This is a genomic window from Haloarcula sp. CBA1127 (assembly GCF_001485575.1).
Lineage (GTDB): Archaea > Halobacteriota > Halobacteria > Halobacteriales > Haloarculaceae > Haloarcula.
The window spans coordinates 1,658,757-1,684,521 of sequence record NZ_BCNB01000006.1 but is presented as its reverse complement, the minus strand read 5'-3'; the positions used below and the strand labels follow the sequence as shown (position 1 = coordinate 1,684,521).

Here is a 25,765-nt window from a genome sequence, read left to right as displayed (position 1 = left end):
GATAGTGCTGGAGTGAGTGTGTTGGCTGTCAGTTGGACGTGATATTGACGTCGTTCGTCGAGATGTGGAGGTAGGTGATCGCAACCACGCTCGTGTCTTTGGGAATTGTGCGCTCTTGTTTGAGTGCCCGGTCAAAGTGGACTCTGCCACCCTTTTCCAGTTCGACTTGGCTGGTGACCGCACCGCCGTAGAGTTCGCTCTTCCATATCTCGAACCTGCTCGTTCCACTCTCTCCACCCGGCGCGTAGATGACACCAGTGACTCTGGACTTATCTGATCCTTTCTTCTCCATCCGAGCCTGAAGGTTATCTTTCCCGTAGATCCACACCTGTGTTGACCGCTCACTGACGGCACCGGTTGTCCTGATCTCGCTCGCCCGTGTGAAGAAGTGATAGCCGTCAGCACTCCCGCCCGACGCAGGCGATTCGCCTTTTATGTATATCTTCACCTGATTCGGGCCGGACACCGTGATATCGTTCCCGGTATTGAGGCTCACGTAATTCTTGACGCCAATGATTACGTCTCCGCCAGTTGTGTCGAACTCGACATCGTCGCTCAGGTCGATTCTGTCGACGTGATAGCTGCCCGCAGACAGCGTCGTCGTCCCCTCCGTCCCGTCGATAACTCCGTCGTCGGCTATCGTTCCCGCGTTATCGTTCGCCGACGATAGGTCGTCGACCTGTGTGTCGACGTGAGAGTTGATGTTGGTAGTCTCGCCGAACGAACTGATCTGTTCGTCGGAACAGGACCCTGTACACGCGCCGTGTTTGTCGTCGAACGCGTCTGCCCATTCTACTCGGTCGCCGTTGAACGTCATCGAGTTACTACTGAATTCGACGCGACCGCCCGAGGTGATGTTCCCGTTCAGTTCCGCACTCCCGGTGACAGTGACATCACCTGCCGTTGTGAGATTGCCGCCATCACCGGCCTCAGAGGCGTCGTACCCGTCCCCGTCTGCCGAGGTGTAGCTGTCGGTAAATGCGTCGTTCCCGCTCAGTTTGATCGAACCGGAATCACTCGTCGCGGCGACGGCATTCCGGACCTTTCGCGGCCCTGCAGGGACCTTGAGAATAATCGAAACACGATTCCTATCGGGGTGGTACGTCACGTCACCGTCCGTTCGCTCCTCGAAGTACCCTCCCCATGCGCGGTAGTACTCGCTCTGGACGGTAACATTGACTTTCCCGTCTTCAAGCGGGTTCGTGAAATTCGCGTTGCGCGTGCTGTTCGGAAAGTGCGACGTTGTTCGGTTGTGGGAGATCGACGCGCTGTCTCTGATTGCTCCGGACCCACTCACCGTTACGAGCGGCAGCGTTAGCGTCGCATCCCGGTAGTGGAACTCGGGTGGGGACACCATCACCGATGTTCCGTCACCGTTGGACCGCCAGACGCCGCCTCCCTGATACGCGAGTCGCGTCTCGCCGCTGCCGTGATACGCCACTTCTCCCATCGATTCGTTGAAGACGGTCGTCCGACTCCCGGACGTCGTATTCTGATAGGAGACGTTCATCCACCCGGCGTCCTCGTCGATACGATAGGTGCTCGAACTGCTCGCGGGAAGTGAGACCTGTTGCACGTCCGTCTGTCCCAGCGCAACGAGCGCGGTTTTGGAATTGAGTTCCGTCAACGACTTCTCAGTTCGTTCCACGTCGAGTTGCGTTTGCGTGCTCGTAATCGCGTCGGCCCCCAGTGCGACGACCGCCGTCGTCGATATAATCATCACCGCGAAAACCAGCGCTAGCCCGAGCGGAGCACTTTGCCCACGGTTTCCGAGGCTCCAGCCAGCGCTACCCATACTAGGCATATGTACCCCAGCAACTGATTTAAACAAGACGGGCAAGTTATCAATTGTAATACCGTGAAGGAGTCTCCTTGCGGTGCGAATTCGTTGACGGTATCACTGGTCAGAGACTGGGCGTGAAGCGGAACGGTTTAGTCGCGCCCTCTCAGACAGGGAGATGGGAACAGCACGACCGCAAATCTGACTCGCTGTGAATTTTCACAGCTCGGGATTGCGGCCGTGTTCGGCACTATCCAGTGCCAATACGCCTCGTAACGAGAGCGGTTCGTGCGGTTCCAACCAGATTACAATGGCACGAATGCATACACGCCGTCGCGGTTCGTCCGACTCGGACAAACCGGCGGCAGACGAACCCCCGGAGTGGAGTGACGTCGACGAGGACGCCATCGAAGAGCGCGTCGTCGAACTGGCCGAACAGGGCCACTCGCCCAGCGAGATCGGCCTGAAGATGCGCGACGAGGGCGTTCAGGGGACGCCGATCCCTGACGTCTCGCTCGCGACCGGCAAGAAAGTCACCGAGATTCTCGAGGAGAACGAAGCCGAGCCGGACCTGCCGGAAGACCTTCGAAACCTGCTCGAGCGGGCCGTCCGCCTTCGCGACCACATGGACGAGAACCCCGGTGACTACCAGAACAAGCGTGCGCTCCAGAACACGCAGTCGAAGATCCGGCGCCTCATCGACTACTACCGCGGTGACGAGGTCGACGAGGACTTCACCTACAGCTACGACAACGCCGTCGAAGCGCTGGGTCTCGAATAAATGTCGGCGACCGGTCGGGAATCGACGCCAGCCACGTCCCCTGATGACCTTGCCGGGTCGCTACGGGAGGCCACCTTTGTGCGCCTCGTCAGCGACGCGACCGGCGAGGCACTGGCTGCGACTGGCCTGCTGGCGCGGGCACTAGACGACACGCCGTTCCAGGCGAGCGTCGTCCGCCCGTTCGAGGACCCTGACCGGACCACGGAGACCGACATCACCATCGCAATCGGTCGCACGCAGCCGACCGCCGACGTAACGTTGACCGACCGCGCCGCCGCGACTGCCTTCGAGACCGCACGCGAACTCGGTACGGCCGACCCCGCGCTCGCCCTGGCCGGCACGATTGCTGCCGGGGACGTTGACGGGACTGTCGCCGAAGCCGCCGAGCAGGCGGGGCTTGACCAGCGGCCCGGTGTCGCTGTACCGACAGCAGACCTCGCGGACGGGCTGGCCCACTCGACGCTGTTCGTCGCGCCCTTCTCGGGCAACGCCGATGCAGCGCGGGCCACGCTAGCGGAGCTCGACATCTCGCTCGACGGACCTCCGTCGGCCGACGACCACCGACGCCTCGCGTCGCTGGTCGCGCTGACTGTCACTGCGGACGCGCCGCCACGGGCCGCTGACGCGGTCCAGTGCGCGCTTCGTCCGACAACAGGCGGCCCCTTCGAGACAGTCGGCGGCTACGCCGACGTACTCGACGCCGTCGCTCGCGAACAGCCGGGCACCGCCGTCGCACTCGCGCTCGGCCACGAGGCCGTCCGCGATGACGCCCTGGCCGCCTGGCAAACTCACGCCACGCGCGCCCACGAAGCAGTGTCCAAGGCGACCACCGGCCGGTACGACGGCCTGTTCGTCGCTCGCGGCGACGCGATGCCGACCGGCACCGTCGCCCGCCTCTTCGCGGACTACCGCGCGCCGGAACCGGTGACGCTCGTCGTCACCGACGATCAGGCCGCGGCCCGCGCTACGGACGGCCGGGACGTGGCCGAAACGATGCACGCAGCCGCCAAGACGGTTGGCGGCGACGCCGTTGGAACGGGCGACCGGGCACGCGTCCGGTTCGACGTGTCGACGGCCGACTTCATCGAAGCGTTCCGGGAGGCAGTATGAGACGGGCCGAGATTCGCACGACACACGACTCGCCCGAACGCGTCGCACGCGCGGTGCGGCCGGACAACACCGACGAGATGACCACGCGTGTCGAGGGTGATGCCGTGGTCACGACTGTCGAGCGCGATTCGACCGGCGGCCTGCAGGCGACCGTCGACGACTACGTCGTCAACATCCGGGTTGCAGCACAGCTCGCAGACCAACACACACAATCCAACCATGAGTGAACGAAGCGTTTCAAAGCGCACAGAACAGAAACGGTGGTACACCGTGCAGGCTCCCGAGCAGTTCGACCGGGAGGTTCTCGGTAAGACACCGGCAGAGGAACCGGACAAGGTGCTCGGACGCACCATCGAAACAACGCTCGGCGAACTGACCAACGACGCCAGCGAGAACAACACGAAGCTGACCTTCAAGATCAACGAGGTCGCCTCGGACTCAGCGTACACGGAGTTCATCCGCCACGAACTCACGCGGGACTACCTCCGCTCGCTCGTCCGCCGGGGCTCCTCGAAGGTCGAGGCCTACATCACCGTGCTGACCACGGACGATTACCGCGTTCAGATTCAGCCGGTCGCCGTGACGACCAAGAAGGCCGATGCCTCTCAGGAGAAGGCCATCCGCCGAACGATGATCGACCTCGTTCGCGAGACGGCCGAAGACCACACCTTCGAACAGCTCATCGACAGCGTCGTCGAAGGGCGCCTCTCCTCGGCCATCTACGGCGAGGCCAAGGACATCTACCCGCTCCGACGCGTCGAGATCAAGAAGACCACGCTCGAAGCGCGGCCCGAAGAAGTCGCCGCCGAAGAGGAGACGGCAGTCGACGTGGACGAAGAAGACGTCGACGTCGAAGCCTAACACGTTCCAGCACCGACGTTCGATTTTTCCGCCGCAGTGAGAGACCACCATCTAACAGCGACGCGGCAGACGTGAGTCTCTGCTATGACGGATACTGTCACACGACGGCCTAAGCTAGCGACCGAGAACGCACAGCGGCGTGTGAACGGCTCGCTCAGCGCGGACGAGGATGCTGCGAAAAAAGTGATGACGTGGCTACTCGCCGCTTGTCGCCGTTTCGGGGTTTTCGGTTACGACGACAGTCCCGACCATCCCGGCTCGTTCGTGTGGGATGCAGAAGTAGGCATACTCGCCGAGTGTCTCGAAAGTGTGGGTGAAATCGTCACCCTCGAACATCGTCCCGCCAGAGGAGTTCCCCCAGTTGTCGCGGGCTGCCTGCTCGGTGTCGAAGCCACCGGAGGCGAAGTAGTCGGCGTCGTCGGGGATATCGTCCTCGTAGGCTGTGACCGAGTGGCCCTGCTTGCTCGTGTTGAGCCACCGCACGGTTGTCCCCGGTTCGACAGTAATCTGTACCGGGCGAAACGCCGCCGCCGACATCCCCACGTCGTAGTCGGTGTCAGCGCTCCCACCGCCGAGACAACCGGCGAGGCCTGCGACTGCCGCCGGGCCGGCCGCACGGAGAAACTGCCGTCGGTCCATAGGCTGACTCGGGACTGCAGAGCAAAAGACCGCTCGGTTCCGGACCGTGGTCAGTCTCTAGATCCCACTCACGACGCAGTCCGTGTCGCTCACTCGAAGGTCAGCCCGTCACGGAGTTCGCGGGCGTCGGCGAGTAGGCCGTCGCGGTCGTCGTCGGTCAGCGTCACGTGCCCCATCTTCCGGAGGCCGTACACTTCGCGCTTACCGTACCAGTGCAGGTGTGCCCGCGGCGTCCCAAGCACACTGTCCTCGCCCCGTAGCTCCGCCGGCTGGCGCTCGGTCACGTCTCCAAGGATGTTGGTCGACACGGTGGGGAACCGCTGGTCGGTCGACCCCAGCGGCTTGCCAGTGACAGCGCGGAGGTGTTGCTCGAACTGCGAGGTATGGCACCCTTCAATAGTCCAGTGGCCGGAGTTGTGCGGGCGCGGCGCAATCTCGTTGAGCAGGATCTCCCCGTCGGTCGTCTCGAAGAGTTCGATACCGAACATGCCGCGGCCGTCCATCACGTCAAGCACGTCGTGAGCGACATCTCGGGCGCGTTCGCGGACGGCTCGTGACGCTCTGGCCGGCGCGACGGATTCCCGCAGAATCTCCTCGCGGTGAATCGTCTCGGTGACCGGGAACGTGTCCCGCTCGTCCGCGCCGCGACAACCCATAACGGCCAGTTCCCGCTCGAAGTCGACCATTTCCTCAACCATCGCTGGGCCGGCAATCTCGTCGACAGCGTCCTCGACATCGTCCGACCCCTCGACGCGGATGTTCCCGCGGCCGTCGTAGCCGCCGGTCCGGGCCTTGAGCATCGCGGGGTAGCCCAGTTCCTCGCAGGCTTCCCGGAGGTCGTCAGCGGTGTCGACGGCGCGGAACTCGGGGACGGGAACCCCAGCATCCGAGAGCCGGCGCTTCTGGACGAGCTTGTCCTGAATAGTTCGGAGCGTTTCGGGAGCGGGATGTACCGGTGTCCCCGTCTCCTCGGCGACCCGTTCGAGAACATCCGGATCGGCCAGTTCGATCTCGAAGGTGAGGTAGTCGGCGCGTTCGGCGAGTTCCCGCAGGGTCGCTTCTTCGTCGAAGTCCCCGACGATCTGGTCGCGGACGACCGGCGTTGCCGGGCAGTCCGGCGTCGGGTCTGTCACGAGCAGTTCGAGGCCGAGCGGCGCAGCCGCCTCGCCAAGCATCCGGCCGAGTTGGCCACCGCCGACCACGCCGACGGTCGGCCCTGGTGACGTGAGCGTCATACCGCGCGCTTTCACAGCAGCAGGGTTAACGGTTCGGTTCTCGGCCGTGGGACTCGTGGACCCACACTGTCATGTCGTTCGAGCTGTACTTCGTTCGCATTCGGTGGGTTCTGGGCTCGTACCCGGCGGCTTCGAGCTGTTCGGTGGGGACGGTGCTGTCGATCTGCTGTGTAATGACTATCGGTGGCTGGTCCGCCTGCGCCTGCTCGGCGAGCCTGTCGGACCGGTTCTCACAGGAGACGTTCACGTCCTCGGCCGCGTAGTACCACGGCAGCGGCAGCGAATTGTGCCACTGTAGGCAGGTCGGTCTGGTGTTCCACCACGAGTCGTTCCACTGACCGCGGTCTTCTTTGACGTACGCGTCGTCAGCGTCGTAGGCGTCGCCGCGCTCTCCGTGATACATGACGACATCGGTGCCGTTGCCGTTGGCCGTCGCGATTCGGTCCATCTCCGCCAGATCTGCACGGAGCGACTCCTGTGGCTGGGCGTACTGGACCAGCGGGTTCCCCTCCAGATGCTCGTTGGTGTACACCCGCGTTGCGGTCGTGTTGACGACGAGTGCAGTAACGAGCAGAACGATGGCGGCGGCGATGGCAGCGCCGGTCACGTCGTCAGTCGACAGCGATTCGTTCCCCCACCGGATCACAGCAGCGAGCCCCACGGCGGCCGGAATCGACAGCGGGACGACGACGTGGACGGCGAGCCACGGCGCACCGATATCGGTCCCGATGGGGTAACCCAGAATCGAGACGTAGCCGCCGTAGGCCGCAAACGGGATGAGGTGGCGCGGCTCGACAGTGCCGAGTCGGTCCAGCGCGTACCCAAACACCGAGAACAGAAGCAGCGGGGCCGCGGTGTAGCCCAGCGCTTTCAGCAGCACCTCGTAGTGGCCGTCGACGCTCTCGTAGAACGTCTCGATAGAGTCGACGAGACCGGTTTCTGTCGTCGTGGCTTTCTCCGAGGCCGGCGAGAACCACTCGCTGTACTGGTCGACGACGCGTTCCCAGGTGGTCTGGACGAGCTCCGGGAACAGCGATGGGTTCGTCACGCCGGACCAGAAGTTCACGTCGCCACTCGCAGCTGGCGCGGGCGGGTGTTCGATGCCCGCGACGCCGGCCCCCCGCGGGGCATAAAAGAACAGTGAGACGAAACCAAACACCAGCGCGGCGAGCACAATGTGGCTCGCGTACGCTGCGAGGACGGAGGCAGCGCTGTCATGGCGGTCGCGGAACGAGCGAACGATGTTGACAACGAGCCCTACGTCCGCCCGGACGCGACCAGCGATTCGGCCCCAGATTGCACCGATGCCCGGGATGGTTCGGAGGAAGCCAAACGCGTCGCGGTAGCCGTTCGGAAGGACGAGCACCTTTGCCAGCAGAAGGCCGGTCGCTCCGAGCCACGTCAGTACGTAGACGATGGCGTTCTCCTTTGAGGCGAACCCGAGCGCCATGAACGCGGCGACGCCGTAGAGATAGCGTGCCTTCCGGGTGTCGACAAACCGGACGAGCAGGCCGAAGGCGGTGAACATGAACGCTGCGACCAATACGTCGCTGCGCATAAACCGCGAGAAGTACAGCAGGACCGGATTGAGTGCGAGAAAGGCGGCCATGAGGACTGTCTCGTCGGACCGGAGGTGTTCGCGAAAGAGCAACGCCGTTAGCGGGAGCAGGCCGCCGACAATCGCGACCGGGAGCCGCATCGTGAAATCGGTCGGCGCGGCGACGGTGAACAGCCAGGCGTCGATGTGCTGGATGAACGGGCCGTGAATGATGTAGCGGTACGCGAACGACCCAGAATCGCGGAGGTGCAGCGCCCAGTAGGCCACGCGGCCCTCGTCGAAGTGGGCGACGCGGCTTCCAAGCGCTACGACTCTGAGGATGAGTCCGAGAAGCGTCACGGCAACGACGAGCTTCACGGTGGCGCGGGGGTCGTCCGCGAACCAGGACCGGCTCCGGTCCCGAAGATCGTGGAGGGTAGACAGCAGAGACGACTCAGCCATACCTGGCTCAAGCACATGGGGCATTAGAATCCTTCTGGTTTCCAACAGATGTTGTCGGACTGACAGACTGTGGAGGACGCTGCGGAGAGCGAGACGGAACGGTAGTTCTTTAGTCGCCCCTGCCCGGGTGTCAGGTATGGTGCAGCTTGGGCTGGTTGTCGCCCAGTATGACAAACACGGGGCCGTTATCGAGGAGATGGAGCACGGGGCTTACGAGGCCGCTGCCGACAATGACGTTGAGATTGCTGCGTCAGTCGATGTCCCGGGAGCCTACGACACGCCGCTGGCCGCCGACCGGCTGGCGCGCCGGTCGGATATCGACGCCGTGGCCGTCCTCGGTGCGATCATCAGCGGCGACACCGACCATGATCAGATCATCGGCAACGCCGCTGCGCAGGGGCTGACCGACGTGTCCCTCGACCGCGATACCCCCGTCACACTGGGCATTATCGGCCCGGGCATGAGCCAAGACGAGGCCGAGGCCCGAACCGACAAGGGGGCCTCAGCCGTCCGGAGCGCAATCGAACTCGCCACTGAACTCGAACAATGACTATGGACTTCGCATCCCGCGTCGAACGTGTAGAACCGAGCGCGACCCTCGCGATCAGCAACAAGGCCGCAGAACTCGAAGCCGAGGGGAAGGACGTTGTCGACCTCAGCGTCGGCGAACCAGACTTCGACACGCCGGAAAACATCAAAGACGCCGCCAAGGACGCACTCGACGCCGGCCACACTGGCTACACGTCCTCCAACGGCATTCCCGAACTGAAGGAGGCAATCGCCGACAAGCTCCACGACGACGGGCTCACCCAGTACGGTCCGGACAACCTCATCGTCACGCCGGGCGGTAAGCAGGCGCTGTACGAGATCTTCCAGACCATCATCGACGACGGCGACGAGGTTGCCCTGCTCGACCCGGCATGGGTGTCCTACGAGGCGATGGCGAAACTCGCCGGCGGGACGCTGACCCGTGTCGACACCGCCGCCCACGACTTCCAGCTTGAAGGCGCGCTCGACGACCTCGCCGATGCTGTCTCAGACGAGACGGAACTGCTGGTCGTCAACTCGCCGGGCAACCCTCACGGCGCGGTGTACTCCCGCGAGGCGATGGAAGGCGTCCGTGACCTCGCTGTCGAGCACGACATCACGGTTATCTCCGACGAGATTTACAAGGAGATTACCTACGACGGCGTCGAAGCCGTTTCGCTTGGCACACTCGAAGGCATGGAAGACCGAACCATCACGCTGAACGGCTTCTCGAAGGCCTACTCGATGACCGGCTGGCGGCTGGGGTACTTCGCGGCTCCGGAAGAACTCGTCTCACAGGCCGGCAAGGTCCACTCCCACTCGGTCTCGTGTGCCGTGAACTTCGTCCAGCACGCCGGTGTCGAGGCCATCACGAACACCGACGACGCCGTCGAGGAGATGCGCCAGGCCTTCGCCGAGCGCCGCGAATTCCTCATGGGCCTGTTTGAGGACCACGGCGTCCACGTCCCCGAGCCACAGGGCGCGTTCTACATGATGCCCGAAATCGCGCCGGACGGTGATGATACCGAATGGTGTGACCAGGCTATCTCCGAGGCACAGGTCGCCACCGTCCCCGGAACCGCGTTCGGGACGCCCGGCTATGCCCGCATCTCCTACGCCAACAGCAAGGAGCGCCTGCAGGAAGCCGTCGACCGCCTCGCCGAGGCCGACCTGATCTAACGCGCGAACTGTCCTTTTGCGAACTGTTTTGCCCGACCACCGTTCGAGAGTCCTACCCGCCCGAGCCAGTCTGGAACCCTGTCGCTGATTCGGTTACCGGCAATCTGACTGCGGCCGTTCCGGACGGCGCATCGCCCGACGAGTCCGCGCTGGCGGTTGCAGCTGGAATCGACAGTTCCGGTGAGCGTGTCGTCACGGAAGCGGCTGTTACTGTTGTGCGACGAAGATTACGGATCGACTGAAACCAAGCTCAATTCACAGCACGTACCCGATCCGTGTGCGCACCACGTTCGTACCTCGGACCGGAACAGGGACGGCTACGGCACCGATTACAGTGTCCCGATAGCCCGGTGGCGACGAAACAGGTAGTAGCAGCCGATCATGGGGTACACTATCGGCCCGGGAATCAGGAAAAAGACACCGAGATTGACGTAGTTCCCCGGATTGGGCTGCCACGTCCCGGACTGAAGGCGAACGTAAGTCGCATCGCGGTAGATGGCGACTGAGAACGGTACCGTGGTGAGGATACCGACGCCAATCGAAACAAGTCCGATACCGACGCTTCCGCTCGAAACAAGTGCGCCCCCAAGAGCGAGGCAAACGGGCGGCAGCACGGTGCCGATAGCGACAACCGTCCACCACCAGTCCCGGTCTACCCAGTCGACGACATACTGATGGCGTTTATACAGGTGGTGAAGTTTCATCAGGTAGCCAAGGAAGAAGCCTGCGACCACATACAGGACTGGATTCGGGTCCCAGTCCACGTCTGCATCCTGTACCTTCTTTGTATCAAAGTAGAGGAAGACCGGCGTTACGAGCCACGATATCAGCGCCACGGCAATGCCGCCGAGATACCAGACGCCGAACGTCCCGAAGATGCCGGCCATCCCGAGCGGCCCGTTACCCACACTCTCTCCCCCTATCCCGACAACGATCAACCCGAGTCCGAGAAACCCAAACAGAAGGGTCGGCAAGAGCAGCAATATCTCTACAGCGCGGTACGACCGTGAATCGACGTCGTTGACTGTGACCATCCCCATTGTATCGTCCCAACTGGTGATTACATTAGCCACTCATGGGTGTAAAATAATTTTGCTAATGTATTGATAAGAGTAGGGACTTCGGAACCGAGTTAGCTACGCTCGTCGACAATCCGGTCGATAATACGACCAGTCGATAGGAGTCGGTCAGCCGCTTCGGCTTCTAGCGGGCTGGCCCGGCGGATGTCACAGTCGAGGCCGCGGGCGGACAGCGCCGCTTCGAGTTGCTCGTCGTCGTGATGCTGGTCGTAGCCAAGCGCGATGATGTCCGGTTCGATGCGCTCGATGGGGACGAAAATGTCCTCCGGATGGCCCAGGTGCGCCTCGTCGACCGGTTTGAGTGCGCTGACCATCTCCCGGCGTTGCTCGTCCGGGACGACCGGCGGCTCCTTGTGGGTGACGTTGACCGAGCGGGCGACGATGACGTGCAGTTCGTCGCCCATGTCGGCGGCGTCCTGCAGGTAGTGGACGTGGCCCGGATGCAGGATGTCGAACGTGCCCTGTGCGACGACGCGGGTCACTGATCGAACTCCTCCTCGCGGAGCTCCGCGTCGATATCGGCCTGGTCGAAATCGAAGAAGGACTCCTCCGGCGGCTCCACATCGAGGACAGGGAGGTCGACCTCGGAGCCGTCGCTGTCGAAGGCTTGCCAGTCGTCGCGGCCGTACGGGTAGCCGACGATAATGTGGACGTCGCCGCGACCGAACGTGGCGAGGTCGGCGTCGCTGGGTTTGAGGACGCCGTTCGGGTGCGAGTGAATCGACCCCGCCGCTCGCATGTCATTTGGCACCATGCTCGTCTTGACGGTCGCACTGACCGGGTTCGACTCCGTCCCCGGAATGACCAGAACGTCGGTCAGAACAGTACCGTCATCGTCGAGCCCAAGCTTGCTGGCGTCATCGCCCCGGAGAAAGCCCATGTACTCGTTCGGGTGGGCCTCCTCGGAGGCTGCGAGCGCGAACTCGAGTGCGGACTCCGCGATCCCGAGTATCCCGCTCGTTCGGAACAACCCCATACCACTGGGTCGGGTCGGACGCTTTTTACGCGTTGTGTTCGTCCCTCCGCGGATTCCGAAGAGTACAAACGGGGGAGCACCGAAGGATTGACAAATGTCTTCGCCAACTGGCACCGGTGACGGTGCGACGGTCCCCGACGGCGGGACCATCGTCTACGATCTCGCGGACCAATGTACGTCCGATGATCTCGAAGAAGGCGCACTGTACCACGCAACTGTCAACGGCACCGTCGAATACGGCGTATTCGTCGACCTTTCCGACGCTGTTTCCGGGCTCGTCCACGACTCTAATCTCTTGGGCCAGTACGACGTGGGCGACGACCTTATCGTCGAACTCGGCGAGATCCGCCCCGACGGCGACCTGAGCTTCGAGGAAGTGCAGGTCGCCGACTACGAGGAACAGCACGTTGCCCACGGTAACGCGACCACCGTCGACGACCTCGCCGACGCGACCGGTGAGACGGTCATCATCGAGGGCCAGGTCGTCCAGATCAAACAGACCGGCGGCCCCACTGTTTTCCAGGTCCGCGACGAGACCGGTATCGTCCCGTGTGCCGCCTTCGAAGAGGCCGGTGTCCGGGCGCACCCCGACGTCGAAATTGACGACATCGTTCGCGTCTCCGGGCGCGCAGAGGAGCGCGATGACGGCCTGCAGGTCGAGGCCGAATCGCTGACCGTCCTTGACGGCGAGGAAGCCGCCGACATCGAGAGCGACCTCGACGCGTCCCTGGCCGAGGCCGCCGAACCGGCCGACGTCGAGCCGCTGATCGAGTGGCCCGCGTTCGAGAAACTGTGGGACGACCTCCGCGAAGTCGCGACGGAACTCCGCAAGACGGTGCTTTCGGGCCGCCCGATCCGGATGCGCCACCACGCCGACGGCGACGGGCTCTGTGCGAGCGTCCCGCTCCAGGTCGCACTGGAATCGTTCATCGCCTCCCAGTATGAGGACGCCAGCGCGCCCCAGCACCTCCTCAAGCGCCTGCCGAGTAAGGCCCCCTACTACGAGATGGAGGACGTAACGCGGGACCTCAACTTCGCGCTGGAGGACCGCACCCGTCACGGGCAGAAGCTCCCGATGCTGCTGATGCTCGACAACGGCTCCACCGAAGAGGACACGCCGGCCTACCGAAACCTCCGACACTACGACATCCCGGTGGTCGTCGTCGACCACCACCACCCGGACCCCGAGGCCGTTGAGCCGCTCATCGAGCAGCACGTCAACCCCTACCTCCACGACGAGGACTACCGCATCACCACGGGGATGCTGTGTGTCGAACTCGCCCGGATGATCGACCCCGACCTCACCGAGGACCTCCAGCACGTTCCCGCGGTCGCGGGCCTGTCTGACCGCTCCGAGGCCGAGGCGATGCGGGACTACATCGGCCTCGCAAGCGAGAAGGGCTACGATGAGAACGATCTGCGCGACATCGGCGAAGCCCTCGACTACGCGACCCACTGGCTGCGCTACAACTCCGGCGAAGAGCTGATCACTGACGTGCTGAACGTCGACTGTGACGACCAAGACCGCCACGGCGAAGTCGTCGAATTCCTCTCCGAACGCGCCGAACGCGATGTTGAGGACCAGCTCGATGCCGCCATGAGCCACGTCGACCACGACCGGCTCGACAACGGCGCACATCTCTACACCATCGACGTGGAGAACCACGCCCACCGCTTTACCTACCCTGCGCCGGGCAAAACGACCGGCGAAATCCACGACCGGAAGGTCGCCGAGACTGGTGACCCCGTCATCACCATCGGCTACGGCCCGGACTTCGCCGTCCTGCGCTCGGATGGTGTCCGTCTGGACATCCCGCGAATGGTCACCGAACTCAGCGAGGAGGTCGACGGCGGCGGCGTCTCCGGCGGCGGCCACCTCGTCGTCGGCTCCATCAAGTTCGTCAAGGGCCGCCGCGAGTCGGTCATTGACGCGCTGGTCGAGAAGATGGCCGAAGCCGAAATCGACGAGGAGCTCGGAAGCTCAACGGCGCTGCCGGAAGAAGTGTAGGCCGTCGCCCCCGTTGCGCAGGCTGACCGCGGCACAGTTTTCTACGTTTCAAACGAGACCCGACGAGCGGCGAGCCCGGCGACCACGAGGAGTCCGAGCAGCGCCCCGATGACACCGACCGGCGTGTCGAACCCGCCGGCCCCCCAGTCAGCGTCAAAGACCGCGCCGAAATAGTCGGCCGCGTCGCTGCCGTGCAACACCAGTACGACCTCTCGGTTCGCAGTCGCCGCCTGTTCGTTCCAGTTGAGGCTGCCGACGACGGCCCGTTTGTCGTCGATAACTGCGCCCTTGGCGTGTATCTTCTCGTAGCGACCGTCGGGGGCCGCCACTTTCGCCGTCAGCGGCGCGTCGTTGCGGTCGGCCCACTCTCGAAAGCGCTGTGCTGTCTGCTCGTTCTCCTCGCGGACGTACCAGGCGTCACTCAGCAGTAGGCGGACCTCAACGCCGCGCGACGCGGCCCGGCGAAGCGCCCGCAGAAGTGGACTCTCCCAGTCCCCGACCGTCGGCTGGATGACGTCGATGGAGTCGTCCGCGTCGTCTATCGTCGCGACGAGTTCACCTTGGGCGTTATCCGGGGTAACCAGGAGGTCTGTCCGCTGGACGACCACCGATTCAGCCTGGAATTCGGTCGGATACGTCCCGGTCGCTGGCTCGGCGCGCTCGAACTGTCGGCCCTGACGGTACTCCTCCCACCGCTTGCTGTCCTGCCAGCCGGTATCAGACTGGAACGTCTGGTTTAGCCCGTCGACGACCCGCGGCTGTGCCGTGACCACTCCCCAGCCGCGGCTGCTGTTGCCACCGGTTCCCGCGGGCTTCCAGTTCTCCGTCAGAACGACGGCCCGCCTGTCGGCGACAGCGTACTTCGCGTGGTGATAGCGGTATCTGGCACGTGGGCCTGTCATCATTCGGACGGAGACGCCGGCCTCGGCCAGTCGGTCAAGAGTGCGGGCCTCCGCGGCGGTACGACTGCCGACCGGTTCGCCCTCAAGCAGGACGCGGACCGTTGCGCCGCGGCGCTGAGCGGCGATGAGGGCGTCGGCAACTCTGGACGAGGAGAGCGTGTAGCCCGCCAGGTACACCCGTTCGGTAGCGTTGCGAATCGGTTGAACCGGGGCGGCGGGCGAGTCCGGAAGCGTGAACGCTTGCACCTCACCACCGGCGGCCCTCACGACTGGGCGGTCGCTCGCTCCCAGCGGTCGCCAACGGACGATTGACCCGTTAACGACGCCGATTTCCCCCTCGGTGGAATCCGTGTATCGGACAGCGTCAACAGTCCGGTTGCCTCGCTGCAGTCGGATTCGTTCGCCGCCGTTTGCCAGTGCGAGATGACCGTCGAAACCGACGACCGGCCAGTCAGTAAGTTCCCGTGTCCGGTTCGGTGCCGTCGAGAGAACGACGCGCCCGCGTGCGCTGGTGTTCGGAATCCCCGCGGTTCCATCGCCGTCGGTGACAGCATACTGTCCGATGTCAGTCCCGTCAGAAACGTTGAGGACGACGAACTCACCTTCGTCGCCGCCAGCGATGGGGTCCGGGTACACCGCGTGAATCGATGGCTCAACAGGACGGTTGGCTGTTGTGCCGGCTTGAGACGCCTGTCCGACTGCCATATGGGGACCTATCGCGGCGAGGACGAGCACGCAACAGACGAGTGGAGCGAGCGACCGCATCGGGGCGTCTGGCCACCCGTTCGTATAAAAAGGTTTCCTGACTCAGGCGCTTGAGGCCTTTTCGGCTTCAGCCTGGACGATGTACGCGCGGTCGTCCGTGTAGCGGGCGGCTTCCTCGAGCGCCGTTTCGGTCCCGATCTGTCGGAGCGCCCACGCGGCGGAGGCGCGCACGGAGTCGCTGTCGTCGGACTCGAGTATGTCGCCGAGCGGCTCGATAGCTCGGGTGTCACCGAGCAGGCCCAGAGTGCGGGCGGCGACCGAGCGGATTTCCTCGCTGTCGGCGTCGAGTCGGTTCGCGACCGGCTGGACCGACTCCGCACTGCCGATAGCGCCCAGGGCGCGCAGCGTGACTTTCTGGAGTGCGGGGTCGCCGTCGCCATCGATGTAGTCGTGTAGCGTTTCGGTCGCGCGCTCGTCGCCGATTTTTCCCAGCACTTCGATCGGTCCCTTGTCGCGTTTCTGCGCGCGCTGGTGCATCGCGTCGAAGGCCGGCTCGGCGTCGCTCCCGAGGTTGTACAGGAGGTCAACGATGTAGCCGTCGAAGAACTCCGACCCTAGTTTTTCGTAGGCGAACAGAACCTGCTCGAAGTCCCCCTCCTCGGCGTGGAGCTTCGCGGCGTTCCACTCCGGCGGGAAGTCCTTCCGGTTCTCGTTGGTCAGGATATCGTAAAACCCGCGGGCATCGAGTTGCTCCTGTACCGTGAGATCGTCCCAGACTTCGGCGTCCTCAAGGCCCGTTTCCAGTGTCTCGGCCGCTTCGAGGAGGCCTTCGATAGTCTCCGTGTCCTCGTCGGGGTCGAGGTTTGCCGCTTCGATGGTGTCGGCGACTGTACTCAGCGCATCCCCGGCAGCGACGAAATCGCCACCCGTGTCGGCGTCGTGGTCGACGAACTCGGCGCTTTCGTCGAGGAGCGTCTCGACGGCCTCCTGCGCCTCGCCCTCTCCATCGTCGGTCCACTCGCTGTCAGTGACGGTGTCGGCGGCGTCGGAAACGATGTCGACGACATCCTCAGCGTAGGGGCCGCGCTGTTCCTCGAGATCGTCGCGAAGGTCCGAAAGCTGGGACTCTAGCTCCTCGCGGGGGTCCTCGGCTTCGTCATCGTCCTCGTCGGGTTCGGGCAGGTCGGCGGCTTCGAGATCGCTCTCGATGTCGTCGAGGGACGACTCAACGTCGTCGAGGTCGGCCTCCGTCTCCGCGGCCTCTAACGCGTCGCCGGCCTCTGTGAGACGCGATTCCAGTTCTTCGGCGGTCACGTCGATCTCGTCTGCTGCCTCGGCGTCGTCCGACGCGTCAGCATCGTCGTCCCCGTTGCTCATGTCGAAGACTGTGTCGGAGCGGGCCAAGAGCGTTTTCCTTTCGAGGCGGCTGTGCCCCGTCGGCGCTGGGCCAACGAGCAAAGAATATGTATCGGGAGTTGCAGTGCCATGGGTAGCGAGCATGACTGACGCGACACCGCCTGATGACGGCCAGAGTGCAACCACACCGGAGGAACCGGAAACCGCCGGCTTCGTCGAGTACGGCATTGACGACAAGCCGCCGCGAAAGCAAGCGATACTGCTCGGCGTCCAGCACTACCTGACGATGATCGGCGCGTCCGTCGCGATCCCGCTTGGGCTCGCAGGCGCGATGGGGATGTTCGAGGCCGCGCCGGACCAGGTCGGCCGTCTCATCGGGACGTTCTTCGTCGTCTCCGGCATCGCGACGCTCGCCCAGACGACGCTCGGGAACAGGTATCCCATCGTCCAAGGCGGGACGTTCTCCATGCTCGCGCCCGGGCTGGCCATCATCGGCGTGCTGGCCCAGCAGGGTGCGGACTGGCAGACCATGCTCGTCGAACTACAGGGGGCTGTCATCGTCGCCGGCATCGTCGAGATGGTAATCGGCTACAGTGGCCTCATGGGGAAGCTGAAGCGGTACGTCGGTCCGGTCGTCATCGCGCCGGTCATCGCGCTCATCGGACTGTCGCTGTTCAACGTCCCACAGATAGCGAACCCGAACTTCGGCGACCCCGGGACCGGCCAGAACTGGTGGCTGCTCGGGCTGACAATGCTCTCGATTATCGCGTGTTCGCAGTATCTCGACCGACGCCACCGCGCGTTCAAGCTCTTTCCCGTACTCTTGGGTATTCTGTTTGCGTGGACCGTCGCGGCTATCCTCTCGGTCACCGGCGTCTTCACCGCCGGCTCGATCAGCTACGTCTCGCTCGGATCTGTCACGAGCGCACCGCTGGTCCAGCCAATCTACCCGTTCCAGTGGGGGCTCCCGCAATTCACGCCGGGCTTCGTCGTCGGGATGTTCGCCGGGATGCTCGCCTCCGTCGTCGAGAGCTTCGGCGACTACCACTCCGTTGCCCGCATCGCCGGCCGCGGCGCGCCGAACAGCAGCCGAATCAACGATGGTATCGGCATGGAGGGGGTCGGCAACGTGTTTGCCGGCATTATGGGCACCGGCAATGGCTGTACCTCCTACACCGAGAACGTCGGTGCAATCGCTATCACCGGTGTCGCCTCCCGCTATGTCGTGCAAATCGGTGCCGCGGTGATGATTCTGGTCGGGTACTTCGGGCCGGCGGGCCAGTTGTTCGCGACCATCCCGTCGCCGATCATCGGCGGCCTCTACATAGTCATGTTCGGACAGATCGCCGCCGTGGGCCTCTCACAGCTGAAGTACGTCGACCTTGATGCCAACCGGAACGTGTTCATCGTCGGCTTCGCGATGTTTGCCGGGCTCGCAGTGCCCGAGTACATGAGCCAGATCGGACAGGGGATGGGTGTCGGCGGGGCGACAGCCCTCCAGCAGGGCCTCGCGGCTGTGCCGGTGCTGGGGAACGTCCTCGGGACCGATGTCGTCGCAACCACGCTGTTCGTCATGGGCGGGACCGGGATGGTCGTCGGCGGCATTGCCGCTTTCATCCTCGACAACACGGTGCCCGGAACCCGTGAGGAGCGCGGTCTCGCGGCCTGGGCCGCGCTCACCGAAGACGACAGTGAGTACGTCTCGTCGATGGACCGTATCCGCGGCCGCGGCGGCGACCGCCCGCCCGCGGTGAGCGACGACTGACCGTGGACAGCGATAGCGACGGTGCGACCGGGGACACCGTACCGCCCATCGACACCGAACGGTACACCGGCACGCTCCGAACCGGCGGGACTGTCGTCCTCGGCGCTGACCGACTGGTGGTCGACCGCGGTGACGGTCCGGTGGTAATCGACCTCGACGACGTGGTCGAGGTGAGCCTACAGGACATCGACTGGTTTCTCGCGGTGATGAGCGCCGCGCTGATCGGGTTCGGCCTGCTGTCACTCGACCGGTCCGTTCTCCTCGGCGGGGCCTTCGCTGTCGCTGGTGCTATCAGCCTCGCGCTCACGTATCGCAAGCGGTACGCACTCAGGATACAGGTCGCCGGCCGTACCGACCCGCTCAGGTGCTTCCCCACGGACCCACAGGCACTGCTTGCCGAACTGGAGCAGGCGCTGGCCGACTGAGCAGAAACCGCCTACACTTACGCCGGTCCCGGTTCCAGTCGGCTGTATGCCCGCAGACAGCGTCCAGTCGCTCATCGACCAGTTACACGAAGAAGCTGAGATGGACCGTCCGAACGACCTGACGCCCGATGTCGGCATCATCATGGGCTCCGACTCGGACCTGCCGACGATGGCCGGCGGGCAAGGCAAACGGCCCGGGGCCTACGCGGCGCTCGCCGACGAACTCGGGTTCGAGGAACAGACGGATTACACCGACGCGCCTGAGAGTCGATTCACGTTCGAAACGTTCGTTTGCTCGGCCCATCGGACGCCGGACCTGATGTACGCCTACGCGGAGACGGCCGCCGACCGCGGTATCGACGTGATAATCGCCGGCGCTGGCGGTAAATCCGCTGACCTACCGAACATGACCGCCAGCATCGCCTATCCGCTGCCGGTCATTGGCGTCCCAGTGCAGGAGAAATCCGTCGACTCGGTCATCGGGATGCCACAGGGCGCGCCGATGACGGCTGTCGACGCCGGCAAGTCGTTCAACGCCGCGCTCTCCGCGGTACAGATTCTGGCACGGCAACACGACGAGCTTCGGGACCGACTCGTCTCGTATCACGAGGGGCTCCAAACCGAGGTCGGCGAGGCGTCGCGTGACCTCCACGAACTCGGGACGCCCGGATTCAAACGCGAGTACTGGGACGAGTGAGAAGCGAGGGACACCACACCCAGGGAGGTGGATGCAGGTCACTTTCCATCCAAAAGCGCGTCGGCTCTTAAAGACCCGCAAGGCCGAAAAACCGAACAATGAACCCTTATATGCGAGTACTTCTAACCGGGAGACGATAGGAGATACCGGAATGAGTAATCCATGGATCGCCATCGGCGCGCTCGCGGTCGTGGCGCTAGCCATCCCACTGACGATGATGGCAGTTTCGAGCCTCTTGCGGCCCAGCGTGCCGGAACAAGGCAAACGCACTACCTACGAGTCCGGTGAAGTGCCGACTGGCAGCAGTCGACAGATCAAGTTTAATATCCAGTACTACATGGTCGCGCTGCTGTTCGTCGTCTTCGACATCGAGACCGTCTTCATCTTCCCGTGGACGGTCATCTACAGCGACGCCGCCGCTGAGTTCGGGATGACCACGGCACTGCTACCGATGGTCGTATTCATCGGGATTCTCGCCATCGGACTCGGTTGGGCCTGGCGTAACGGCGCAGTTCAGTGGGTGCGCAGTCCGCGCGCCACGAAGGGGGCAGACACATATGAGTAGTGACCAGACACCACCGGCCGTCGAAGACGTATCGACACAGGAGGCCCGCATGGGTGACGGGGCCGACGACCGCTTCAACTCGACGCTACGCGAGGCGTTCGGATCGACGCCGTTCATCCTGACCAAGTTCGACAAGTTCATGAACTGGGTCCGGGGCTCCTCGATGTTCATGCTGCAGTTCGGGATTGCCTGCTGTAGCATCGAGATGATCCACACCTACGCGATCAAACACGACCTCGACCGCTTCGGTTCAGGGGTGCCACGCGCGTCCCCACGCCAGGCGGACGTCATCATCGTCCCGGGGACCATCGTCTCGAAGTTCGCGCCGCGGATGAAGCGCGTGTACGACCAGATGCCCGAGCCGAAGTTCGTCGTCTCGATGGGATCCTGTACCATTTCCGGTGGGCCGTTCCAGGAAGGGTACAACGTCATCAAGGGCGCCGAAGAGGTCATCCCGGTTGACATCCACGTCCCGGGCTGTCCGCCACGCCCCGAGGCACTCATCTACGGCGTCGCCAAGCTGCAAGAGCGCATCGCCGAGGGCGAGTCCTCGCCGGTGACGGTCAAACCCTACGAACTGGAGCAGTTCGGCGACCTCGAACAGGACGAGCTCGTGGACAAGCTCGCCAGCGAAATCGACGAGGAAGACCTCGTTATGCGGTACAACTGGAACGACTCTCCCTAACTTGCCATGAGTTTAGAAAAACCATCACGCGATACGGCGCTCGATGTCGGCGTTACGGAGGACGGCCTCGATTACGACGCGCTTGCGGACCTGCTCGGTGGCCACGTCCTCGACCGTGAGGAACACGTCAACGCCGAGGGGTTCGTCATCCGTCCCGACGAGGTTCAGGAAGTCCTCTCGACGCTGAAAGAGGAGGCTGGGTTCGACCACTGCGCCTGTGTCACGGCACAGGAGTACGACGACCGGTACGAATCCATCTACCACCTGCGGAAGTACAACGACCCGACACAGGAGCTGTCGATTATCGTCCCGTCGCCAAAAGACGACCCGCACAACGAGTCGGCCGCTCGCGTGTACGACACCGCAGACTGGCACGAGCGAGAGGCCTACGACCTGGTCGGCATCGACTACGACGACCACCCAGACCTCCGGCGCATCCTGCTGCCCGACACCTGGCAGGGCCACCCCCTGAGCCAGGACTACAATCAGGACCAGCCACAGATCGTCTCACTGCGCGAGCACGCGAACCCACTGAAAGACGACAAGCGCAGCGAGGACGACCCGGACACGATGTTCGTCAACATCGGTCCGCACCACCCGGCGACCCACGGCGTGCTCCACGTCGAGACGGTGCTTGACGGCGAGCAGATCGCCGACCTCGAACCCGATATCGGCTACCTGCACCGCTGTGAGGAGCAGATGTGCCAGCAGGGCACCTACCGCCACCAGATTATGCCGTACCCGGACCGGTGGGACTACATTTCTGCTGGAATCCTCAACGAGTGGGCGTACGCCCGCGCGGCCGAGGACCTCGCGGACATCGAGGTCCCGGAGTACGCGCAGGTCATCCGGACGATGTCGGCGGAGATGTGCCGGATCGCCTCGCACGAACTCGCGCTGGCGACGTTCGCGCTGGACGTGTTCGGCGACTTCACCGCTGTCTTCCAGTACGGCATCCGCGACCGCGAAATCGTCCAGAACCTGCTAGAAGACCTGACCGGCCAGCGGCTGATGTTCAACTACCTCCGGCTGGGTGGCGTTGCCTGGGATCTGCCCGAGCCCCGCGAGGAGTACTTCGAGAAGATCCGTGACTTCCTCGACGACCTCCCGCACAAGCTCGAAGAGATCCACGACCTCGTCACCGGTAACGAGATCTTCCAGATGCGGTGTGTCGACACCGGCGTCCTCTCCCCGGAGCAGGTCAAGCAGTACGGCGCGACCGGTCCCGTGGCACGCGGCTCGGGCGTCGACTACGATATCCGGCGGGACGACCCATACGGCTACTACGACGAACTCGACTGGAACGTCGTCACCGAGCAGGGCGGCGACAACTTCAGTCGCGTTCTCGTCCGCCTTCGCGAGGTCGAGGAGTCGGCCCGCATCATCGAACAGTGTGTCGACCTGCTGGAGCAGTGGCCGGAGGACGACCGCGAGATTCAGGCCAACGTCCCGCGGACGCTCCGCCCGGACCCTGACAAGGAGATCTACCGCTCTGTCGAGGGCGCAAAGGGCGAACTCGGCATCTACATCCGCTCGGATGGGACGGACAAGCCGGCCCGGTTCAAGATCCGCAGCCCGTGCTTCTCGAACCTGCAGACGCTGCCGGAGATGTCCCAGGGCGAGTACATCCCTGACATGATCGCCTCGCTCGGGAGCCTCGACATCGTACTCGGGGAGGTGGACCGGTAATGCAGTCGGCGCCGTTACCGGAAACGCTCGCGAACCTGCTTGGGCTTGATCCCAACAGCACGGCCGTGATGATCGTGCTGAGTCTCGTTGGGGCTGGTCTCATCGGCACGCTCATGATGACGAACACGGCGCTTGCCGGCCCGTGGGCGAAGCGAAAGATTACGGCCGCGTTCACCGACCGTATTGCCGTCGACCGTATCGGCCCGTACGGGCTGTTCATTATCGTGGCTGACGCCGTTCGCCTGCTGTCGAAAGAACTCATCGTTCCCGAAGGCGTCGACCGACCGGCGTGGGACCTCGCGCCGCTGATTATCGCCAGCACCGCGCTGCTTGGCTTCGCGGTGATTCCGATGGGGAACGGCATCCACCTCGCCGACCCCGAGGTCGGACTGGCGTACGTGTTCGCCGTGGCCTCGACCACGTCTATCGGCCTCGTGATGGCCGGCTACGCATCGAATAACAAGTACTCGTTCCTGGGCGGGCTGCGTGCTGTCGCACAGAACCTCGCCTACGAGATCCCGCTCATCCTGACGGGCGCGTCGGTGGTCATCTTCGCCGGCTCGCTCCAGATGAGCGAGATCGTCGCCGCACAGCAGCAGTCGCTGATCGGCCCGCTGCCGTCGTGGTATGCGTTCGTGAACCCCTTCGCGTTCGTGCTGTTCATGATCGCAAACCTCGCGGAGGTCGGCCGGAATCCGTTCGACATCCCGGAGGCACCGACCGAGATTGTCGCTGGCTACCAGACCGAGTACTCCTCGGTGTACTTCGTCCTGATCTACCTCGGGGAGTTCATCCACATCTTCCTCGGCGGGGCGATCATCGCCACGATTTTCCTCGGTGGACCGGCCGGTCCGGTCCTGCCGGGCATCGTCTGGTTCCTCATCAAGATCTGGGGCGTCTTCCTGTTCACGCAGTGGGCCCGCTCGGCGGTGCCCCGCGTCCGGATCGACCAACTCATCGAAATCGGCTGGAAGGGAATGCTGGTGCTCTCGCTGGCGAACCTGCTGCTGACCGCGGTTATCGTCGGGGTGACCGTCCAATGACGGCCACGCGAACCGACCCACGAGCGACCGTAGGAGACCTGTCATGATTGGAATCCTGAAATCAATGGCGACGACGATGAAACACGCCCTCGACGGGGAGACGTTCACGGTGGAATACCCGGACGTCGCCCCCGAGGTGAGTCCCCGCTTCCGCGGCGTCCACAAGTGGAGCCAGGAGCGGTGTATCTGGTGTCGGCAGTGTGAGAACGTCTGCCCGAACAACACTATCCAGATCGTGATGGACGAGCAGCGCAACGGCGAGCAGTACAACCTCCACATCGGCCAGTGTATCTACTGCCGGCTGTGCGAGGAAGTCTGCCCGACCGACGCGATCCTGCTGACCCAGAACTTCGAGTTCACCGCGGACACGAAAGACGAGTTCGCCTACGACAAGGAACAACTCAAGAACGTGCCGTGGTACAAGGACATCGACCCACTAGAGTCCCGCGAACCCGACCGGGGCGCGTGGATCGGTGAGGGCGACGGCGAAGTGGATTACCAGTAACTCCTTCAACGGACTTTCAGCGGGTTTCGCTTACTACCCTCGGAGCGACTGCCCTGTTCTGATTAGCGCGGGCTTTCCAGAACGGCCGCAACCGCTCAGGCGAGCTTTCCGGTATCGATCCGAGGTGGAACAACGGTATGTGGCGTCAAAAACGGTGATGGAGTGGCACATTTTCGCCAGCAGGACGGAAGTGCCCCGAAATCTGGGGGCCATACCGGCAAACAGTGGCTCTACTGGCGAGACGAAAGAGGAATCTTCAAAGGGACGCCGCAAAGAGTCTCCAAGTAAGATGGCACTGGCAGAGTCAATTGCGTTCGCGCTGTTCGCTATGGTAACGGTGGGCAGCGCTGCGGGCGTCGTGTTAGTCCGGGACGTCTGGCACTCGGCGCTGTTACTGGGCGTGTCACTCGTCAGCGTCGCAGTGTTCTACGTAATGAACCAGGCGGCGTTCGTCGCAACGATGCAGATCCTGGTGTACGTCGGCGGCGTCCTCGTTCTCATCACCTTCGCGGTGATGCTGACCCGCGAGGACGAGTCGGTGATTGAGGTGACACCATGACCACAAAACCCGAACTACAGACGGAGGGGAGTTTCGTCGCTGGACTGGCCGCAATCGCCCTGTTCGTCGTTCTCGGTGCAGTGTTCATGGGCGTCTCGTTTCCCGCACCAGCGGGCTTCGGTGAGGGAGCGGCAATAACCAAGAGCCTCGGCGCGGCGATGTTCGACATCGCCCCGGGCGCGATCATGGGTGAGGGTGAGACGGCCGTCCCCGGTGAAGGGTTCCTCGTCGCCTTCGAGGTCATCGACATCGTGCTGGTGGCCGCACTCGTCGGGGCCGTCATGCTCGCCCGACGCGAAATCGCTGGCGAATCAGTAACGCTCGGTGTCGAAACTACGGACGACGACGACATGGCCGTTGCCGCTGACGGTGGCCCGGGAGGTGACGACTCGTGATTCCGGCTGAGACGTATCTCCTCCTGTCGGCGGCCATATTCTGTATCGGCCTGTTCGGCATCCTCACACGACGGAACGCGCTCATCTTCCTGATGTCCGTCGAGTTGATGTTGAACGCTGCGAACATCAACCTCGTCGCGTTCTCGCTGCAACACGGGAACCTTACCGGCCAGGTGTTCACCCTGTTCACGATGGCACTCGCTGCCGCGGAGGTCGCCATCGGTATCGGTATCGTCCTGGTCCTGTACCGCAACTTCTCAGACGTGGACGTGACGAAGGCGACGACGATGAGGTGGTAA

Annotated in this window: 28 protein-coding genes; 18 read left to right on the top strand and 10 right to left on the bottom strand. The window is 63.6% G+C overall.

Annotated features, from left to right (window positions below; all coding sequences use genetic code 11):
- Positions 1-28 precede the first annotated feature (28 nt).
- Positions 29-1,720, bottom strand: a complete 1,692-nt coding sequence (locus AV059_RS13180) for a hypothetical protein (protein WP_058995061.1) — start codon at positions 1,718-1,720, stop codon at positions 29-31.
- A gap of 370 nt (positions 1,721-2,090) precedes the next feature.
- On the opposite strand from AV059_RS13180, the gene AV059_RS13175 reads away from it, so the two are divergent.
- Genes AV059_RS13175 through AV059_RS13160 form a run of 4 tightly spaced genes read left to right on the top strand, consistent with a single transcriptional unit; the run spans position 2,091 to position 4,532 of the window.
- On the top strand, positions 2,091-2,561 hold the full coding sequence (locus AV059_RS13175) for a 30S ribosomal protein S15 (RefSeq protein ID WP_058995060.1): 471 nt from the start codon (positions 2,091-2,093) through the stop codon (positions 2,559-2,561).
- Positions 2,562-3,671, top strand: coding sequence for a hypothetical protein (locus AV059_RS13170; RefSeq protein ID WP_058995058.1), 1,110 nt, complete (start codon positions 2,562-2,564; stop codon positions 3,669-3,671). It begins immediately after the preceding gene.
- Positions 3,668-3,898: a KEOPS complex subunit Pcc1 gene (locus tag AV059_RS13165; protein ID WP_004518217.1), complete on the top strand. Its 231-nt coding sequence runs from the start codon at positions 3,668-3,670 to the stop codon at positions 3,896-3,898. The genes AV059_RS13170 and AV059_RS13165 overlap by 4 nt, the downstream gene beginning before the upstream one ends.
- Positions 3,891-4,532, top strand: a complete 642-nt coding sequence (locus tag AV059_RS13160) for a 30S ribosomal protein S3ae (protein ID WP_004957064.1) — start codon at positions 3,891-3,893, stop codon at positions 4,530-4,532. The genes AV059_RS13165 and AV059_RS13160 overlap by 8 nt, the downstream gene beginning before the upstream one ends.
- A gap of 195 nt (positions 4,533-4,727) precedes the next feature.
- Here AV059_RS13160 and AV059_RS13155 read toward each other — a convergent pair whose 3' ends face one another.
- From AV059_RS13155 to AV059_RS13145, 3 genes are all read right to left on the bottom strand, one after another.
- Positions 4,728-5,171, bottom strand: a complete 444-nt coding sequence (locus AV059_RS13155; RefSeq protein WP_058995056.1) for a plastocyanin/azurin family copper-binding protein — start codon at positions 5,169-5,171, stop codon at positions 4,728-4,730.
- 89 nt (positions 5,172-5,260) lie between these two features.
- Positions 5,261-6,406 carry a 5-(carboxyamino)imidazole ribonucleotide synthase gene (locus tag AV059_RS13150; protein WP_058995054.1) on the bottom strand — a complete coding sequence of 382 codons (1,146 nt, stop codon included), beginning with the start codon at positions 6,404-6,406 and terminating at the stop codon, positions 5,261-5,263.
- Between the two features lie 25 nt (positions 6,407-6,431).
- Positions 6,432-8,405, bottom strand: coding sequence for a flippase activity-associated protein Agl23 (locus tag AV059_RS13145; RefSeq protein ID WP_058995052.1), 1,974 nt, complete (start codon positions 8,403-8,405; stop codon positions 6,432-6,434).
- A gap of 136 nt (positions 8,406-8,541) precedes the next feature.
- Between AV059_RS13145 and ribH the strand changes: the two genes are divergently transcribed.
- Positions 8,542-8,955 carry a 6,7-dimethyl-8-ribityllumazine synthase gene (ribH, locus tag AV059_RS13140; protein ID WP_058995050.1) on the top strand — a complete coding sequence of 138 codons (414 nt, stop codon included), beginning with the start codon at positions 8,542-8,544 and terminating at the stop codon, positions 8,953-8,955.
- A complete protein-coding gene (locus AV059_RS13135) occupies positions 8,952-10,112 on the top strand; it encodes a pyridoxal phosphate-dependent aminotransferase (RefSeq protein ID WP_005538284.1) in 1,161 nt (386 codons plus the stop codon). The genes ribH and AV059_RS13135 overlap by 4 nt, the downstream gene beginning before the upstream one ends.
- A gap of 52 nt (positions 10,113-10,164) precedes the next feature.
- On the opposite strand, the gene AV059_RS22430 is transcribed toward AV059_RS13135, so the two are convergent.
- From AV059_RS22430 to AV059_RS13120, 4 genes are all read right to left on the bottom strand, one after another.
- Positions 10,165-10,308 carry a hypothetical protein gene (locus AV059_RS22430; protein WP_195156657.1) on the bottom strand — a complete coding sequence of 48 codons (144 nt, stop codon included), beginning with the start codon at positions 10,306-10,308 and terminating at the stop codon, positions 10,165-10,167.
- A 133-nt stretch (positions 10,309-10,441) separates the two neighbouring features.
- Entirely contained in the window at positions 10,442-11,152 is a 711-nt protein-coding gene (locus tag AV059_RS13130) for a hypothetical protein (RefSeq protein WP_228841806.1), read from the bottom strand.
- Positions 11,153-11,244: 92 nt separating this feature from the next.
- Positions 11,245-11,673: an adenylyltransferase/cytidyltransferase family protein gene (locus AV059_RS13125; RefSeq protein ID WP_058995046.1), complete on the bottom strand. Its 429-nt coding sequence runs from the start codon at positions 11,671-11,673 to the stop codon at positions 11,245-11,247.
- Positions 11,670-12,167 (bottom strand): Mov34/MPN/PAD-1 family protein, encoded by a 498-nt coding sequence (locus tag AV059_RS13120; protein ID WP_058995044.1) that lies wholly within the window; start codon positions 12,165-12,167, stop codon positions 11,670-11,672. The genes AV059_RS13125 and AV059_RS13120 overlap by 4 nt, the downstream gene beginning before the upstream one ends.
- Before the next feature lie 94 nt (positions 12,168-12,261).
- On the opposite strand from AV059_RS13120, the gene AV059_RS13115 reads away from it, so the two are divergent.
- A complete protein-coding gene (locus AV059_RS13115; RefSeq protein ID WP_058995042.1) occupies positions 12,262-14,175 on the top strand; it encodes a DHH family phosphoesterase in 1,914 nt (637 codons plus the stop codon).
- Between the two features lie 41 nt (positions 14,176-14,216).
- On the opposite strand, the gene AV059_RS13110 is transcribed toward AV059_RS13115, so the two are convergent.
- Together AV059_RS13110 and AV059_RS13105 are read right to left on the bottom strand one after the other, a co-directional pair.
- Positions 14,217-15,842, bottom strand: a complete 1,626-nt coding sequence (locus AV059_RS13110; RefSeq protein WP_058995040.1) for a phospholipase D-like domain-containing protein — start codon at positions 15,840-15,842, stop codon at positions 14,217-14,219.
- A gap of 42 nt (positions 15,843-15,884) precedes the next feature.
- The gene (locus AV059_RS13105; protein ID WP_058995038.1) at positions 15,885-17,159 is read right to left on the bottom strand and encodes a HEAT repeat domain-containing protein; all 1,275 of its coding nucleotides are present in this window, start codon (positions 17,157-17,159) and stop codon (positions 15,885-15,887) included.
- Between the two features lie 121 nt (positions 17,160-17,280).
- Here AV059_RS13105 and AV059_RS13100 point away from each other — a divergent pair, with 121 nt between their 5' ends.
- From AV059_RS13100 to nuoK, 11 genes are all read left to right on the top strand, one after another.
- Positions 17,281-18,903 (top strand): uracil-xanthine permease family protein, encoded by a 1,623-nt coding sequence (locus AV059_RS13100; protein ID WP_058995036.1) that lies wholly within the window; start codon positions 17,281-17,283, stop codon positions 18,901-18,903.
- A gap of 2 nt (positions 18,904-18,905) precedes the next feature.
- On the top strand, positions 18,906-19,328 hold the full coding sequence (locus AV059_RS13095; RefSeq protein WP_058995034.1) for a hypothetical protein: 423 nt from the start codon (positions 18,906-18,908) through the stop codon (positions 19,326-19,328).
- A gap of 46 nt (positions 19,329-19,374) precedes the next feature.
- Positions 19,375-20,025, top strand: coding sequence for an AIR carboxylase family protein (locus AV059_RS13090; protein ID WP_058995032.1), 651 nt, complete (start codon positions 19,375-19,377; stop codon positions 20,023-20,025).
- A 151-nt stretch (positions 20,026-20,176) separates the two neighbouring features.
- Positions 20,177-20,590, top strand: coding sequence for an NADH-quinone oxidoreductase subunit A (locus tag AV059_RS13085; RefSeq protein WP_058995030.1), 414 nt, complete (start codon positions 20,177-20,179; stop codon positions 20,588-20,590).
- Positions 20,583-21,275: an NADH-quinone oxidoreductase subunit B gene (locus AV059_RS13080; protein ID WP_004957101.1), complete on the top strand. Its 693-nt coding sequence runs from the start codon at positions 20,583-20,585 to the stop codon at positions 21,273-21,275. The genes AV059_RS13085 and AV059_RS13080 overlap by 8 nt, the downstream gene beginning before the upstream one ends.
- Before the next feature lie 6 nt (positions 21,276-21,281).
- Positions 21,282-22,964: an NADH-quinone oxidoreductase subunit D gene (locus tag AV059_RS13075; RefSeq protein ID WP_058995028.1), complete on the top strand. Its 1,683-nt coding sequence runs from the start codon at positions 21,282-21,284 to the stop codon at positions 22,962-22,964.
- The gene (locus tag AV059_RS13070; protein WP_058995026.1) at positions 22,964-24,007 is read left to right on the top strand and encodes a complex I subunit 1 family protein; all 1,044 of its coding nucleotides are present in this window, start codon (positions 22,964-22,966) and stop codon (positions 24,005-24,007) included. The genes AV059_RS13075 and AV059_RS13070 overlap by 1 nt, the downstream gene beginning before the upstream one ends.
- A 43-nt stretch (positions 24,008-24,050) precedes the next feature.
- Positions 24,051-24,512 carry an NADH-quinone oxidoreductase subunit I gene (locus AV059_RS13065; protein WP_004518194.1) on the top strand — a complete coding sequence of 154 codons (462 nt, stop codon included), beginning with the start codon at positions 24,051-24,053 and terminating at the stop codon, positions 24,510-24,512.
- Between the two features lie 289 nt (positions 24,513-24,801).
- The gene (locus AV059_RS13060) at positions 24,802-25,071 is read left to right on the top strand and encodes an NADH-quinone oxidoreductase subunit J (RefSeq protein ID WP_004591678.1); all 270 of its coding nucleotides are present in this window, start codon (positions 24,802-24,804) and stop codon (positions 25,069-25,071) included.
- On the top strand, positions 25,068-25,466 hold the full coding sequence (locus AV059_RS13055; RefSeq protein ID WP_058995024.1) for a hypothetical protein: 399 nt from the start codon (positions 25,068-25,070) through the stop codon (positions 25,464-25,466). The genes AV059_RS13060 and AV059_RS13055 overlap by 4 nt, the downstream gene beginning before the upstream one ends.
- Positions 25,463-25,765 (top strand): NADH-quinone oxidoreductase subunit NuoK, encoded by a 303-nt coding sequence (gene nuoK, locus AV059_RS13050; protein ID WP_058995022.1) that lies wholly within the window; start codon positions 25,463-25,465, stop codon positions 25,763-25,765. Before AV059_RS13055 ends, nuoK begins: the two co-directional genes overlap by 4 nt.